This window comes from Rhizobium sp. WW22, from assembly GCF_047041135.1.
Classification (GTDB): Bacteria; Pseudomonadota; Alphaproteobacteria; order Rhizobiales; family Rhizobiaceae; genus Rhizobium.
In genome coordinates this window covers 136,690-150,427 of record NZ_CP178198.1, presented here as the reverse complement: position 1 = coordinate 150,427, position 13,738 = coordinate 136,690, and the positions used below count along the sequence as shown (strand labels likewise).

Sequence of the window (13,738 nt, the reverse complement as noted above, 5' to 3'; positions counted from 1 at the left end):
CCCTTCCCTCATGCCCGCGCCTCCCGCATGGGCACGTCATCAAACGCGGAATAGTTCGGCAGATCGTCCTCGCCCATCGGCCGTACGCGTCCAAGCCGCTGCAGAACCGTCAGCGCCTGGTCGAGCGCGAAGCCTTCCGGCGTGGCCGGCCAGTTCTGGCGGTTGATGCAGATGAAGGGCGTTCCGGGCACGACGCCGCGCAGCTCGATCGCCTTCGTCACGTTGCGAAAGTTCTCGATCTGCCCCGGCGTCAGACCCCATTGCTTGGCGGCGTGGTAGCACTCGAAGAGTGAGGGCGCGATGATCAGCAGCACGCGCGGGCTGCGCTTCGGAGCAGTCAGCATCAGGTCCACCTCTGCGATTGGACAAGGTTGCGGATTTCCGGTTTCGGGGTGATCGTCTGCGGGATATCCTCGATTTTTTCTGGAATATCCTTGGCGGCAGAAATCCGCCTGCGGGCGATCCACGTTTCCAGCTTCTGCCAGTCATCGTCGGCAAGCCCTGCAATGCCGTCCATCAGCCGGCGCTCGCGCCATGCCAGCTCCGCCTGCGACATGCGCTTGCGGCTGGAAAACCAGACGGCGATGCATTTCGCACCGTTCGGGATTTTCAGTATATCCTCGGGATCGCTGACGACGCGCACCCATGATGGCGCATTGGTCGTCGCGCACTGCAGCGTGCGCGCCAGCGCCTCTTCCGGGCATTCGGTGACGATAGTGAGGCGGATCACGTCAGGCATCTTCCGCCTCCATCGTCTCCGCATCGTCCTCGAACATGCGGTTTTCCGGCGGCTTGTCGAGCTCGGTGAGATTGCGAATAGCCTGGCGGAAATAGGATGGTTTCAGTTCGAAGCCGATGCCCTTCCGGCCCATGTCGACTGCGCTATAAACCTCCGAGCCGATACCAAGGAACGGCGTCAGCACCGTCTCTCCTGGTGCCGACCAAAGCTCAACGCAGCGCTCGATTACGTCGAGCTGCAGAGGCGAGATATGCTGCTCGTCCTGATGGTCGCGTGCGCCGCGATATTGCAGCGTGCGGGTCTGGCGGATATCCGTCCAGACCGGCGAGGCATAGCGCTGCCAGACGAGAACGGAGCGCCACATGTCCATCGGCCAAGGCTTGAATTCCGGATCGTCGAGCCGGCCGGCGCGGCAATATTCCGCATAGCCGTCCTGGCTGATATCCAGCCCCTCACCGATGAAGCGGTCAAACATGCCCTCGATCGGCACGAGGTTCGCGCCCGGCTTTCGGAAGGTGACGATGTAGTCGGCAAGCCCCATGCCGGAAAGACTGCTGTCCTTGACAATCTGCTTGTGCAGCAACCGCAGGCTCTTTGTGCGCTGCTGCGCGACGACGGGATCTTTCCAGATGCAGACTTCGGAATGGAAGATCCATCCCGCCGCCTGATAGGCTCGCACGATCTCGCCGCGGAAATCGCGCATGCCGATAAAGCCGTCGCGGTTCTTGCTGGTCGGAAGCTGCATGCAGTGAACCGAGTGCAACCTGCCCGCCTTGGTCACGCGCAGCAGCTCTGAAATCAGGAAGCCGTAATGCTCCCAAAATTCCGCGCCCTCGTTGTTCGAGATGTCGCGGTCATAGTTGGAAAACTTGTAGAGCCCCTCGAAGGGCGGCGAGTGAATGCCAAAATCGACACTCGCCTCCGGCAGGCCCTTGATGAGATCGCAGCAATCGCCCTGATAGATGGCGTAGCGATCATTGACGATCTGGTCGACGGTCTTTGCCTTCTTCACGCGGCCATCTCCTTGAGCCATGTCGGAATTGTCATGCGCTGCGTCGGCGCGTAGGTCGGCTTGTCGCGAACCATGCCGCGAACCTGTGTGCTCGAAAGATCGGCCATATGCCGGACCATCGCCGCCGCCATGCGATCGGCATCCGCTTCCTTGCGCCGGAAGTTAGCGACCACGGCGCCCTCGCGCTCGTCGGCCACGAAATGTGCGTTGACCGGCAGCAGCTGGCCGAACCGCCAGAAGCGGCGTATGGCCTGGTAAATCTGCTCGAAGCTATCCGTCAGCCCGACAAAGCCGGTATCGGCGCAATGTTGCCAGTTCATGCCGAAGCCGGCGATCGACGGCTTGGTGATCAGCACGCGGATACGGCCAAGCGAGAAATCACGAAGCTTGCGCTCCTTGACCGTATCGCTATCAGAGCCGGCGAGATTGACCGCGCCCGGAATGAAGCGCATCAGCTGCTCTGCTTCTGAATTGAGATTGCACCACCAGACAAACGGCTTGTCGGTCGGCGTCAACGCTGCAGCCTTGGCGACGCGCCCGCCGACGCTATCGCGTCGCGCTGCCAGCCGTTCGGAAAGCGTGCGCGCCTCCATCGGAAACAGCGTGCCGGTCTCGAAGCTCGGCTTGAATTCAGCGGCGACGGTATGGTGATGATAGCGCAGCTCCGGAAGATCGTAGCCCTCGTCTGAATAGCCGAGATCCGAAGGCTTGCGCAGCATGACGGCCCAGGAAGCCATCCATTTCCAGAAGTCTTCTTCGGCATGACCCTTGAGGCGCCACGCCTTGGTATCGCCGCCGTCGTGCGCGAAGAAGGTCGCGAGCATGTCTGTATAGGACATCACCCCCAGGAACTCGGCGTGGTTGCCAAGCTCCATGAAATCGTTCGGCGCCGGCGTCGCGGTTGCGGCCAGGCGGAATGGCAGCTTGGCACATTCCTGAATGAGCCTGGTGCGATAGTGGCCGTCGACATTCTTGAGGATCGAGCTTTCGTCGAGCGCCACGCCTCCGAAAGCGGAGAGATCGAAGCGATAGAGCTTCTGATAGTTGCTGATGTCGATCGATCCGCTCGATCTGGCGTCGACGACCTGCGCACCGATGCCCCACTTTTCCGCTTCTCTTCCATGCTGGTGCGAGACGGCAAGCGGCGCGAGCAACAGCACCGGCTTTCCGGTGTATTCAGACACGCGATGCGACCAGACGAGCTCCATCAGCGTCTTGCCGAGACCGGTCCCGGCGAAGATCGCCGCCCGGCCGCGTCGCAGTGCCCAGCCCGTAATATCGCGCTGGTGCGGCATCATGAAATCGGGGAGATCGAATGTGCCTTCGATCCCGGTCGAGGGGTCGAGGATCCTCTTGCGCTCAAGAAAACGTTCGTAAGCGCCCATCAGCCCACCGCCGCCGTGATAAGGTTACGGTTTTCCAGGCGATAGCCCTGCCCCCAAATGTTTTGAATGTTGATGCCGTGAGGCTTCAGCTTTTTGCGGATCTTGCAGATCCAGACGTTGACGATGCCCGGCTCCGGATAATCGGCACGATTGCCGTACAGTGCCAGGATGATCGACTGCGGCGAGGCGATCTCCGTCGCCATCAGTCGTCGCACTACAACCATCTCGGAGCCCGTCAGCCGATACTTGACCGGAAAGACGAATACATCTGGCGCCAGCGCCGACTCGAGTTGCTTCACGCGCTCGCGTAGCAGGTCATTTTCGTCCCGAAGGTTGCGTTCAATGATGTTCATTGGCGCGCCCTCGCGACATTCCGCTCGGCAATGGCGCGGCGTCGTTGCTCGCGCTCGAAGCGGCCGGTTCCCATCGGATCGCGCCAGCAGATTGGACCCTCGATATCGAAACGCGCCTCGATGTCGTCGATGTCCTGCGAGATCGTCGAGGCGACGGCATTCGGATGAACGGCGGGCTCGATAGCAGCCGCGTGCGCCACAATGACCTCAGAGCGCGGGTAATTCGGATCGCTGACGGCACGGAAGCGGGACTTGGTGGCCGTCATGCGCGCACCCTCAGTCTTCCAAGCACGTTCTGAAATGCGGAAATGGCTTCGTCGATTTCGCGCGTGATGACCCGTTCCTCGGCGCCGTCGATCTGGTCGTCATTCGAGAGCGCGTCAGTGATCGCCTTGACGACATCAGCGGCCTCGTTGGCGATCCTGAGCGCATCCTTGACACTGACCGGCTTGAGGGCGGTCGCCGTGACGGCGCCGCCATTCGGCACGAGCTTGTAGCCCAGCATCTCGGCCATGGCGCTGACGATGATCGGCGAGTTGGCTTCGAGATCTGCCTCGACGGCGACATCGATCGGCATGAAGCTCTTCTCTTCGGCCTGACTGCCGTATTTCGAGAGCTGACCGCCATTGACGCGCGTCATATGCTGAAAGCTCTCGCCGCCACCCGCCATGTCGATTGCGCGGCGGGTCGAAGCCTTGAGCGTCAGCGCCTGTCTGTCTGAAATTGAACGCAAGTCATCCTCCCTGAGAGTCAAGGAAATATTTTCTGGAAATCTTTCGGTGCGGCGCGCCGAGCGCGCGGGTACGGTCAGCCCATCAGATCAAGGGGGACCGCATGACGAAGCCGAACAATTCATTCCGCCGCCTCCATCGTTCCGTAGATATCTGGACGAAGGACATGCCTGGAAATACCGGTCTCTCGTTCAACAGCAATCACGCGATTGACGGGCACACGATCCCACTGAAGGACGGCGGCCGGAGTGATACCTAGCCGCCGAGCCAACTCGCTCGCGCTGATGCGCTCAAAGACCAGCTTTAAAACAGGAGTAATCGTTCGCATGCTCGGATATAAGCATAACTTAGAAATCGATACAAGCGAGAATTTGATAGACGCCAAAGCGGCGCATAGGCCAATTATAAGCATGGCTAAGAGAGAACTGCCACTTAAAGTCGGCGCCGCTATCCGCACCGCTCGAAAGCGTCGCGGCCTGGTGCAGCGAAATATTGCCGAGTTCCTTGGCATCGAAGTCGCGGCAGTCGGAATGTGGGAGAGCGGCAAGAATATGCCGTCCGCCGAAAACTCTTTTCGAGTCGCCGCGTTCTTGAACATCGATCCCGTCGCACTTTCGCGAGGCGAAGTCGCGTATCTCAAGGATGACGGTCTGGCGGATGCCGAGATTATCTCAGATCCAGCGCCACTCGATGCAGGCCCGAAGGATGTCGAGATGCTCGGCGTAACCTATGGCGGCGACGACGGTGACTTCCAATTCAATGGCGAAGTGACGGAGTATGTGAGACGGCCGCCGGGCATTGCGAACGTCAAAAACGTGTTCGCTCTCTATGTTCTCAGCGACAGCATGGCGCCGCGCTACGAGCCTGGCGAAGTCATATATTGCGGTACAAGAGAGCCGATTCCAGGCGATTACGTGGTGATCGAAATGCACCCCGAAATCGAAGGTCAGCCTGGGAAAGCGTTCATCAAAAGGCTGAAACAGCGCACTGGCAAAGAGATTATTGTCGAGCAGTTCAACCCGCCGAAACTGATCCCATTCGATCGATACACGGTCAAAAATATCTGGCGCGTCATCCCGAACAAAGAACTGTTTGGCTTCTGAGAACTTCGCACTCCGCCCGAATTCTGTCAGCATCGCGGTCGAAGAACGCCTGAACGGTGACGTTCTTCCCCGGCAGCCCATCTGCCGCGCATGCGGAGCAAGTCAGCTTTTTTGCAACCGCCGAAAGCGGCATTTGACTTGAGATCCCGCGCCTCACGATCTGGTGGCGCGCCAACCAGCGTGTACGTCCGCAGTCCGCGCACTCAACTCCCAGACGGCTTGCCTGCCCTACAGTTATCTCCTGCTGCATCTTTCTCAACCTGTCATTGTTCTCTCTATGTTCACATAATTGATTCTTTCCCGACGTGAGTCGAGTCAAAATTCATCTAAGCGATACTTATAATTTTCACTTGCGCAGAATTGTAATTATCGCTTATGTTCGCTGGCATCGTTCTAATCGAGGATGCAGCGATGATCCGTTTCCAGACAATCGAACATAAAGTCGCGCCGAAAATCGCGCCGCAGCCGCGCCCCACGCGGACGATCATTGATCGCCTCGCCGATGCAATCTGCGAGATCGCCGGCGAGCAGCGCCCGATCACCAATCAGGCGCTGCTTGATCGCGGCTTTCGTGAGCCGGTCATCAAGCGCTATGCCGATCAGGCTCGTGCGGTCGCCCGCCGTCGCTTCAACAAGCACATTTGAGGGCGAGCCATGCAACGCAACGCCTTCACCCCTTGTATCGATCAGCCTCCGCGCCGTTCCGGCGTCGAGGAATTGGCCTCTCTTCTTTGCGAGGCTCACGTCTGGCGCATGCGGCTCATGGAATTGACGATCGCAAGCTTCATCTTCTTTGCCCTTGGCTTCGCCATCGCCGTGAGGTGCCTATGACGGCGGCCGCGCGCATCTCCCTCCCCCGTCTGGCCGACAAGCAGGTCTGGTCATTCAACAATGACGGGACGGTCATGGACTTGGCCGCGCCCGATCAGGCCAGTGTCTGCTTTATCGAAATGGGAAACACGCTCTCCGGCGTCCGCCGCTTCAACGGGCGCGGCATTTCTGATGCACAGCATCTGGTCATGGGCGCGCAGGCGATCATCAACGAAGGCGGTTCGTCGCTACTTGCGGCGCTCTACATCCTGCACGACGGCCACGAATGGGCGCTTGGCGATATCACCCGCCCCATGGAGCAGCTTCTCTCGCTGACGCTGCCATCGCTTGCCGTTCGCGAGGCGATCCGGCGCGCAAAGGAAGGCTGGGATGACGCCATCTACGGCGCCGCCGGCCTTCCTCTTCCGGCCGCATGGACTGCGGCACAGAAGAAGCTGGTGAAAGCGATGGACGATCGCATGTGCGCAGCAGAGGCCGTCGCCATCTTCGGCCCGCGCGCCGCCAAACAGTTTCCAAAATTCATCGTTCCGAAAACGACCGGTGCCATTCGCCCCTGGGGCGCGGCCAAGGCCGAGGAGGAATTTCGCAAGATGCTCACGCGCCTGATCGGCGAGGAGCGGATCGTCAGCCAGGCGGCCCTTGCGGCTGCAGCAAGGGAGCTTCGATAAGTGGCTGGATATCTCAACAAGGTAACTCTCATCGGCAATTTAGGCGCCGATCCGGAAATCCGCCGCACGCAGGATGGCCGCGCCATCGCCAACATCCGCCTCGCCACGGCCGAACAGTGGCGCGACAAGAATACCGGCGAGCGCAAAGAGCGCACGGAATGGCATAGCGTCGTCATCTTCAACGAACAGCTCGCCAAGATCGCCGAGCAGTTCCTTGAGAAGGGTTCCAAGATCTACATCGAGGGCCAGCTCGCCACGCGCAAATGGCAGGACAGCAACGGGCAGGACCGGTGGAGCACGGAAGTCGTGCTGCAGGGCTTCGATGCCAAGCTGATCATGCTGAACAAGAAGGACGGCTCCGGCTATCGCCAGGGCGGCAATGGCGCCGGAGACTATGGCTATGACGGCGATCGCGCCGCCGGCTCATCCTCCTCTTCCACCAGATCATCGCAGACGAGCGGCGGCAATTTCAGCCGCGACCTCGACGATGACATTCCGTTCTGAGGGCTACAACGATGACATTCGTCAAGATGACCTGCGAGGTCAACGTCGACCTATCCGACATTCCAAGCGACGCCATCGCAAAGGAAGTTCACCTTCGCGATGAAGTTATGAGCGATCTCAAAGAGCACTTTCGCGAGGAGATCGAAGAAGAGGTTACGCTCGAGAAGTTCACCGACGAGGATATTGCCGTTGAATTGAAGCGACGCAAAGTCGAAGGCGTCGGCCATTCGATCCGTCGCATCTATGAAGCGATCGCCGATGGCCGCACACGCGATGCATTGGATGAAATGCATGCCGCCTTCGACGAAGAGGGGCTTGCCCCCCCCGTCGACGCAACTTGCGCTCGCCGAGCTGCTCTCGGGGCGGAAAGGGTCTTCCAATGTTCGTAACTGAAAAACCGGCGCTCGCCGAAGCGCTCGCCGTCGTGCGCGATGTCGTCAAGTCCAAGAACAAGTTCCCGATCCTCGACAACGTGCTGATCGAGCGCGACGGCGAGCAGCTGACGGCGCTTTCCAGCAACCTGACACTGGAGATCCGCACGCGCTTCGCCGCCACCATCGGCGAGGAGTTCATTCCTTTCACCTGCCCTGCCCATATCTTCGCGGATATCGTCCGCAACGCGCCGGAGGATCGCATCGCGGTCAACGCGATCGAGCAGGCCGGTGTCATGGCGCAGATCCAGATAAAGTCCGGCCGCTCCCGCCTCAAGCTGCCGGTCCTGCCCGCGTCTGATTTTCCCAAGCTCGACGCGGGCAACCTTTCGCATGAGCTTAGCCTTAACGCCTCGACGCTTCAGAAGGCGCTGCGCGCTGTGGAATATGCCGCCGAGACCAATCAAGCCAAGTTCTATCTCTGCGGCGTCCGGTTCGAGCCGGGCGAGGATGGCGTTTCGCTCGTCACCACCAACGGCGTTCGCCTGGAAAAGCGGCTGATCCCTGCCACGATGTTCGATCAAGACGATTTTGCCAACATGCAGGCCGTCACCATTCCGAGCGAATCCGTCGACAAGATCATCAAGCTTCTAGAGGGAGCCGACGAGGCGATCGTTCAATGGTCGCGTGATCGCATGCGCGTGACGGCCGGCGAGACGACGCTGACTACGAAGCTGATCGACGGCGAATATCCGGCCTGGCGCCGCATTGAGCCGGCTCCTGATAGCCTGATCTCCCGATTCAGCGGCAAGGCCCTCAGCGACGCCATCCAGCGGCTGCTGACCGTCACGCCAGACGCCGGCAATGGCGTCGCCTTCAGCTTCAAGGAAGACATCCTGGCGCTCCGCTCGCGCGACATCAACGTTGGCGAAGGCGAGGATGAGATCCCCGTCGAGACCAACGGCGAGATCCAGACCGGATTCCACGGCCGCCACCTGCGCGAAGCCATCGCCCATTACGACGGCGACAACTTCGAAATGCTGATCGGCGTCGGCGCCGCGCCGACCCTGCTCCGCATCTCAGGGAAGGAAAGCGGCTACACGATTCTGATGCCGATGCAGGTCAAAGGTGCATTCAGCCATGGATGATCCTTGGACCGCCGTTCAGCTCAGCGCTTTCGCCTTCGCAGCCCTCGCGATCCTCTATGTTCTCATGCCCGCTGTCGTTCGCCAATGGAGAAGACGCAGATGACCTCTTCGCAAGATGAAAACCTTCTGGAGTATTTCAAACGACAGATCGCATGGTCACGCGAGACGTTCGGGCCGGCGCTTCGAACCAAGGGTGTGCTTGACCATATCCGCAAAGAGCTGACGGAAATCGAATGCGATCCTCGCGACCTTTCGGAATGGGTCGACGTGATCATTCTCGCGATGGATGGCTTTTGGCGACACGGCGGCAAAGCCTCCGATCTGTTGCCGGCGCTGCTTGAGAAACAGCGCAAGAACATGGCGCGCTCTTGGCCAGACTGGCGCACCATGAGCGAAGACCAGGCGATCGAGCATGATCGTTCGATGGACGGCCGCCCCGACGAGGATCATTGATGATCTTATTCGGGGAAAATATGGATCCCGCTATCGTTCAAGGCCTCGATAAACGCCTTTCGCGCCGCAAGAGGCTTTGCCTTTCCTTCAAGCGCGCCGAGGAGCGCCGCCTGCGCGCGGCCAAAGGCCTTCCCTCGAATGCTGGACGGCCATTCCTGCAGCATGAACTCGGCCGCTCGCTCTGGGTTCATGATCACGAGTCGCTGACCGATCTTGCTCGTTTCCACGATCACCGGTTTTCCCCAACCAGACATGTCGAAATCCTCCCGCTCATCAACGTTGCTGATCGGCGGATGTTCCTCACAGGGAGAAGCCATGAGCAGGCGTGACAAGATCCGCGCCCGTATCATGGAGCGCGTCTATATCGATCCGGTCACTGGCTGCTGGATCTGGACCGGCCCAACCTCCGGATCGAACGGTCGCGGCAAGGATTATCCACGCATGTCGCTGAACGGCCGCACTGTCGCCGTCCACATCGTTATGTGGACGAACGAGCACGGCTACATCCCCGGCAACAAGGAGCTGGATCACCAGTGCCGCAATCGCCTCTGCGTGCGGCCCGACGACGGCCACCTTGAGCTGGTGAGCCATAGCCTCAACATCAAGCGCCAATGGAAGGCGCGCAAGGAAGCGACGATGCTCGGCCACAATGGCGGCCCGCCGCTCGTCTGTGAGGAGATCTGAGATGGCACGGCGCGCCGCAATCCGATCGAGCGATATCAAGACGACGGTTTCCGCACTGAAGGAAGCCGGTCTCACCCCTCTCGCACTCGACACCTTGCCGAATGGTGGTATGCGGTGGCATTTTACAGCTCCACAGGGAACCGGCGAGGATGACCTCGATCGGGAATTGAGAGAGTTCGAAGAACGACATGGTGCAGGTCGAGCTTAAAGGCATCCACACGGTCAAGGTTAAGGGCCGCGTCTACTATTACGCCTGGCGCGGCGGCCCGGCCCTCCGTGGCGAGCCGGGAACACATGAATTCATGGCCTCCTACAACGAGGCCATCGCGGATCGGCAGGCGCCGGATGAAGGCAAGTTCCGCTCAATCATCACCCACTACAAGACACATGAGTTTCCCAAGTTGGCCACGTCGACCAGGCGCGTGTGGACGCCATGGCTCGACAAGATCAGCAAGTATTTCGGCGATCTCCGGATCGCGCAGTTCGACAGGCCAGAGAAGATCCGCCCCGTCATTCGCCGCTGGCGCAGCCAATATGCTGAGACGCCGCGCACTGCGGATCTCGGTCTGCAGGTGCTTTCGCGCATCCTCTCGCATGCCGTCGACCCGATGGGAAAGATCGCAACCAACCCATGCGACGGCATCAAGCATCTGTATTCGAGCACGCGCGCCGAAATCATCTGGACGGATGGCGACATCAAGCAGCTGAAGGCCGAAGCGTCGGCAGAAGTCGGCTTCGCCGTTGACCTGGCGGCGCATACAGGCCTGCGTGTCGGGGATCTCGTGCGCCTTTCATGGTCGCATATCGGGCCCGATGCGATCGTCATTTCGACCGGCAAGAGCAAGCATCGCAAGGAAGCGGTCATTCCTCGCTACGATGCGCTGAACGAGCTGCTGGCCCGCATCCCGAAGCGCTCACCCGTCATCCTCACCAACAGCCGCAAGAAGCCCTGGACGCAAGATGGCCTTGCCAGTTCCTTCTGGACGGCAAAGGTCGAAGCCAAGATGCAGGAGCGCGATCTCCATTTCCACGACCTGCGCGGCACTGCCGCCACGAAGTTCTATATCGCCGGCCTCTCGATCCGCGTTATCGCCGAGATTATGGGATGGGAAGAAGATCAGGTGGAGAAGATTATCAAGCGGTACGTCAGCCGTGGCGCCGCCACGCGCGAGGCCATCCGGCAGCTCAATGAGGCGCGCGAACGCAAGCAAAGCACATCAAAAAACAGCGAATGACGAATAGGTATTGGAAGGCCATCGGGGGCTCAGATGTTGTTTTCGGCGGAGCGAACTTTTTCGATTGCTGTGGTGATCTCACCGAGGCTCTTTTTTAGCAGCTCGAACTGCGCGATCGTGACGTCGAGTTGGGTAGCCGCGAGAAACGTACTAGCGTTGGCGTTAACTTCGTCCCATCTCTCGCTTTTGGATACTTGTTTCCAAGCCTGCTGGTCTTTTGCTAGGTCACTGATCGCTATCCGCTCGATCTCATTGACCACAATGTGCTCGGCCTTTCTAAGCCTTGGCCGAATCTTCTCGCGAAAAAACGTCTGTGCTGAGGCAAGGTCAGTGAATCCGATAACTCCGATCGAAATTTCCCGACATGTCTCATTAATCTCTTTGACTGCCTCGTTGAGAGTCGGGCCATGCACAACCTCAAACCTGCTGGCTCTGTTATTCGCCTTCGTTCCCCTCAAAGCTTGGCTGGTTCGCATAAAATTTAGGCAACTGAAAAGGAACGTCACGACAATACCGGCGATCGTCAGCTTATCCTTTAGCTCAAACTGCCAATAAACGTCCAATCCCGATACGACGTTGCTCCAGATCCAGCCGCCCCAATCTAGCAGGAAATCCTTGATATCTTTCAATGGGATACAGCCGACGTCCGATCCATCAACGCTCTCGATAGGCCGGTGTCAATCTGAAGTAGCATATCTTCCGGCCATCCGCGAAAAAGATAGTGCTTATAAAATCGCTCTTTATTGCCGAACTTTAAGGCGCTTTCACCAAAAAAGCCCTGCACGAAAGACGGCGCGATGGTATCAAGATCCGGCGGAAGAACCAGCTCTACAGGTTCGTTATCGTTATCGAGAACGTCAAGCTTAAAGTACCCACGGGCGCGCTGCCCATACTCATAGCCCAAAAGCACAGCAACCTCGCCGCGCGTGAGATTTTCAAGATCAACCCTTGTCATCGTTTGATCCATTCTTCGCATCTTTTAACTTCTCAACCAAGTGGGGGTCCAGATTGAACCCGAGCGTTACCAGCGTACCCTGCAACCGGCCTGGTAAAGAGTAAACGTGTCCAACATCGGGCGGTTGCGACTTTGCATTCGCTTGGTTAAACCATAGTTCACGAGGCACCACGGCACTTACCTCCGTCATGCCCGGCGGAGTGAACCGTATTGCTCTCGAATACGTACCAGAAGCTTGTAAATAGGTATTACCACTTACAATAGCCAGCCTCGGTGTGTCCTTAGGATCAGCAAATAGCGCCAGTCCTGCAAAAAAATCAAGTATGTCGGCCAAGCCTGTGCCGCCCAACGATCGATTTCCGACCACGTTGAGCTTTTCTGATAGACGCGTGACGCCATCTCTTAAGGCGTAGACCGTCCGAAGGTTTTCTTCAGTTAATCCCGAAACACCTTTATGTGCTGTCACATATTCATTCATACCTTTCGCTATGACGGCAGGTGCATTTGCCAAGCCGTCAGCAATAGTTTGACCCATGCTAAGGAAACTAAGGTTAAATCGAAAAATATCACCGTTGCTGGTCTCTCGTCTTTCGAGAAAGCCACAAATACTATAGCCGCCCTTTTGATCGGGGGAGGAATGGGCACCGGCATTGTCCAGTATCTCCCCAATTAGCCCATGAAAGTTTTGCCTGGCCTTTCTTGTGAGCCTGACACGGGACGTCTGAAGCAACGATTGATCGATAAATTTGACGACTTGCGTAGCGACTATTGAAGATAGCTGCGGTTCGACACCCTGCGACGTTTTGCCGCCTGACCTGCTTTGCCGACGAAAAGGAAAGGGGAAGATATCGGCATTTCTCTCTGAAGCTGGAATGGGTTTCCATCCCATGACGCGTCGAAGTCCAACCGCTTCCAACATCTGCGCGACCATAGGTTCGATATCACCACCAGTGAATACTGGACACAGATGTGGCCAAATCTCCTGAAGTAACAACATAGCGCCAACATCCAGGCAATTCGGATCTTTGAAATTGACGCGAACGTTTAGCCCCTCCATCTCGGCGTTTGAAATCGCGCAGAATGCCTCCATCGTACCGATCGGATTTTCCAGAAACGAGAAGCCAGACAGGTCGATATTGATAAACCTTGTTCGGGAAAGAACCGGCAGCCACCGGGTGAGACGACGTGGATTGAGTGCATCCAGTGCGTCATTCCTCTTAAACTTGGCTATAAGCAATTCTTTAGGGAGGTTACGGGGTAAAGGACGCTGGAGGGACTTCAGGAGTTGCCTTCGCTTCCGGGCAGCAAAGCGAACCCGGTTTAGCCTGTCAGACGTTGGGCTTTTCTTTCGGATGCGATGAGGGGCTCGATAGCCTTGCTCCAGATCCAGGAGCCATTTCTGTAGTAGAGTCGCCTCCTGTTCTGTGTACCCAGCACGCTCCCACCAGTCTGTCACGCAAGCTCTCTCTGAACTACAATGTCACGCGCTCAAACAAGCGCAGATTCCGCCAATACATCTGTATAGTGTATCTTCGCGGTAAAATTCAACCGACCCATTCTCGCCCC

General features: G+C 58.2%; 23 protein-coding genes. 11 read left to right on the top strand and 12 right to left on the bottom strand.

Translation table 11 applies throughout. The features are described from left to right. Nucleotides 1-8: 8 nt before the first annotated feature. The 8 genes from ACK83U_RS00820 to ACK83U_RS00785 all read right to left on the bottom strand — a co-directional run bounded on the left by ACK83U_RS00820 (nucleotide 9) and on the right by ACK83U_RS00785 (nucleotide 4,548). Nucleotides 9-344, bottom strand: a complete 336-nt coding sequence (locus ACK83U_RS00820; RefSeq protein ID WP_412474722.1) for a hypothetical protein — start codon at nucleotides 342-344, stop codon at nucleotides 9-11. Further along, a complete protein-coding gene (locus tag ACK83U_RS00815) occupies nucleotides 344-739 on the bottom strand; it encodes a hypothetical protein (protein ID WP_412474721.1) in 396 nt (131 codons plus the stop codon). The genes ACK83U_RS00820 and ACK83U_RS00815 overlap by 1 nt, the downstream gene beginning before the upstream one ends. Next, a complete protein-coding gene (locus ACK83U_RS00810; RefSeq protein ID WP_412474720.1) occupies nucleotides 732-1,751 on the bottom strand; it encodes a DNA-methyltransferase in 1,020 nt (339 codons plus the stop codon). Before ACK83U_RS00810 ends, ACK83U_RS00815 begins: the two co-directional genes overlap by 8 nt. Continuing rightward, nucleotides 1,748-3,136, bottom strand: coding sequence for a helicase (locus tag ACK83U_RS00805; RefSeq protein ID WP_412474719.1), 1,389 nt, complete (start codon nucleotides 3,134-3,136; stop codon nucleotides 1,748-1,750). The genes ACK83U_RS00810 and ACK83U_RS00805 overlap by 4 nt, the downstream gene beginning before the upstream one ends. Then, complete coding sequence (locus ACK83U_RS00800; RefSeq protein ID WP_412474718.1) at nucleotides 3,136-3,489, bottom strand: helix-turn-helix domain-containing protein; 354 nt, start codon at nucleotides 3,487-3,489, stop codon at nucleotides 3,136-3,138. The genes ACK83U_RS00805 and ACK83U_RS00800 overlap by 1 nt, the downstream gene beginning before the upstream one ends. Beyond that, nucleotides 3,486-3,755 (bottom strand): hypothetical protein, encoded by a 270-nt coding sequence (locus ACK83U_RS00795; RefSeq protein ID WP_412474717.1) that lies wholly within the window; start codon nucleotides 3,753-3,755, stop codon nucleotides 3,486-3,488. The genes ACK83U_RS00800 and ACK83U_RS00795 overlap by 4 nt, the downstream gene beginning before the upstream one ends. Beyond that, entirely contained in the window at nucleotides 3,752-4,222 is a 471-nt protein-coding gene (locus tag ACK83U_RS00790; protein WP_412474716.1) for a phage regulatory CII family protein, read from the bottom strand. Before ACK83U_RS00790 ends, ACK83U_RS00795 begins: the two co-directional genes overlap by 4 nt. Before the next feature lie 119 nt (nucleotides 4,223-4,341). Then, nucleotides 4,342-4,548, bottom strand: coding sequence for a transcriptional regulator (locus ACK83U_RS00785; RefSeq protein WP_112605555.1), 207 nt, complete (start codon nucleotides 4,546-4,548; stop codon nucleotides 4,342-4,344). A gap of 82 nt (nucleotides 4,549-4,630) precedes the next feature. Here ACK83U_RS00785 and ACK83U_RS00780 point away from each other — a divergent pair, with 82 nt between their 5' ends. The 8 genes from ACK83U_RS00780 (at nucleotide 4,631) to ACK83U_RS00745 (ending at nucleotide 9,298) form a co-directional block, all read left to right on the top strand. Then, on the top strand, nucleotides 4,631-5,323 hold the full coding sequence (locus ACK83U_RS00780; RefSeq protein ID WP_112604210.1) for a helix-turn-helix transcriptional regulator: 693 nt from the start codon (nucleotides 4,631-4,633) through the stop codon (nucleotides 5,321-5,323). Between the two features lie 411 nt (nucleotides 5,324-5,734). Beyond that, nucleotides 5,735-5,968 (top strand): hypothetical protein, encoded by a 234-nt coding sequence (locus ACK83U_RS00775; protein ID WP_412474715.1) that lies wholly within the window; start codon nucleotides 5,735-5,737, stop codon nucleotides 5,966-5,968. A 9-nt stretch (nucleotides 5,969-5,977) separates the two neighbouring features. Next, nucleotides 5,978-6,154 (top strand): hypothetical protein, encoded by a 177-nt coding sequence (locus ACK83U_RS00770; RefSeq protein ID WP_412474714.1) that lies wholly within the window; start codon nucleotides 5,978-5,980, stop codon nucleotides 6,152-6,154. Continuing rightward, the gene (locus ACK83U_RS00765; protein WP_412474713.1) at nucleotides 6,151-6,822 is read left to right on the top strand and encodes a hypothetical protein; all 672 of its coding nucleotides are present in this window, start codon (nucleotides 6,151-6,153) and stop codon (nucleotides 6,820-6,822) included. The genes ACK83U_RS00770 and ACK83U_RS00765 overlap by 4 nt, the downstream gene beginning before the upstream one ends. Then, a complete protein-coding gene (gene ssb, locus ACK83U_RS00760) occupies nucleotides 6,823-7,326 on the top strand; it encodes a single-stranded DNA-binding protein (protein WP_412474712.1) in 504 nt (167 codons plus the stop codon). It abuts the gene before it with no gap. Nucleotides 7,327-7,337: 11 nt separating this feature from the next. Beyond that, complete coding sequence (locus ACK83U_RS00755) at nucleotides 7,338-7,715, top strand: hypothetical protein (protein ID WP_412474711.1); 378 nt, start codon at nucleotides 7,338-7,340, stop codon at nucleotides 7,713-7,715. After that, the gene (dnaN, locus tag ACK83U_RS00750) at nucleotides 7,706-8,845 is read left to right on the top strand and encodes a DNA polymerase III subunit beta (RefSeq protein ID WP_412474710.1); all 1,140 of its coding nucleotides are present in this window, start codon (nucleotides 7,706-7,708) and stop codon (nucleotides 8,843-8,845) included. The genes ACK83U_RS00755 and dnaN overlap by 10 nt, the downstream gene beginning before the upstream one ends. Nucleotides 8,846-8,944: 99 nt before the next feature. Beyond that, nucleotides 8,945-9,298: a dATP/dGTP pyrophosphohydrolase domain-containing protein gene (locus ACK83U_RS00745; RefSeq protein WP_412474709.1), complete on the top strand. Its 354-nt coding sequence runs from the start codon at nucleotides 8,945-8,947 to the stop codon at nucleotides 9,296-9,298. 5 nt (nucleotides 9,299-9,303) lie between these two features. Here the strand turns inward: ACK83U_RS00745 and ACK83U_RS00740 are convergent, their stop codons facing one another. Beyond that, complete coding sequence (locus ACK83U_RS00740) at nucleotides 9,304-9,630, bottom strand: DUF982 domain-containing protein (RefSeq protein ID WP_412474708.1); 327 nt, start codon at nucleotides 9,628-9,630, stop codon at nucleotides 9,304-9,306. On the opposite strand from ACK83U_RS00740, the gene ACK83U_RS00735 reads away from it, so the two are divergent. From ACK83U_RS00735 to ACK83U_RS00725, 3 genes are read left to right on the top strand one after another with little or no spacing between them, the layout of a single operon-like run. Then, on the top strand, nucleotides 9,614-9,982 hold the full coding sequence (locus ACK83U_RS00735; RefSeq protein WP_412474707.1) for an HNH endonuclease signature motif containing protein: 369 nt from the start codon (nucleotides 9,614-9,616) through the stop codon (nucleotides 9,980-9,982). The two genes, ACK83U_RS00740 and ACK83U_RS00735, sit on opposite strands and share 17 nt — an antisense overlap. Before the next feature lies 1 nt (nucleotide 9,983). After that, nucleotides 9,984-10,190: a hypothetical protein gene (locus ACK83U_RS00730; protein WP_285203978.1), complete on the top strand. Its 207-nt coding sequence runs from the start codon at nucleotides 9,984-9,986 to the stop codon at nucleotides 10,188-10,190. Beyond that, entirely contained in the window at nucleotides 10,171-11,217 is a 1,047-nt protein-coding gene (locus ACK83U_RS00725) for a tyrosine-type recombinase/integrase (RefSeq protein ID WP_412474706.1), read from the top strand. The genes ACK83U_RS00730 and ACK83U_RS00725 overlap by 20 nt, the downstream gene beginning before the upstream one ends. Before the next feature lie 29 nt (nucleotides 11,218-11,246). Here ACK83U_RS00725 and ACK83U_RS00720 read toward each other — a convergent pair whose 3' ends face one another. From ACK83U_RS00720 to ACK83U_RS00710, 3 genes are read right to left on the bottom strand one after another with little or no spacing between them, the layout of a single operon-like run. Beyond that, the gene (locus tag ACK83U_RS00720) at nucleotides 11,247-11,846 is read right to left on the bottom strand and encodes a hypothetical protein (RefSeq protein WP_412474705.1); all 600 of its coding nucleotides are present in this window, start codon (nucleotides 11,844-11,846) and stop codon (nucleotides 11,247-11,249) included. Beyond that, entirely contained in the window at nucleotides 11,843-12,184 is a 342-nt protein-coding gene (locus tag ACK83U_RS00715; protein ID WP_412474704.1) for a hypothetical protein, read from the bottom strand. The genes ACK83U_RS00720 and ACK83U_RS00715 overlap by 4 nt, the downstream gene beginning before the upstream one ends. After that, the gene (locus tag ACK83U_RS00710) at nucleotides 12,159-13,628 is read right to left on the bottom strand and encodes a hypothetical protein (RefSeq protein WP_412474703.1); all 1,470 of its coding nucleotides are present in this window, start codon (nucleotides 13,626-13,628) and stop codon (nucleotides 12,159-12,161) included. Before ACK83U_RS00710 ends, ACK83U_RS00715 begins: the two co-directional genes overlap by 26 nt. Nucleotides 13,629-13,738 lie beyond the last annotated feature (110 nt).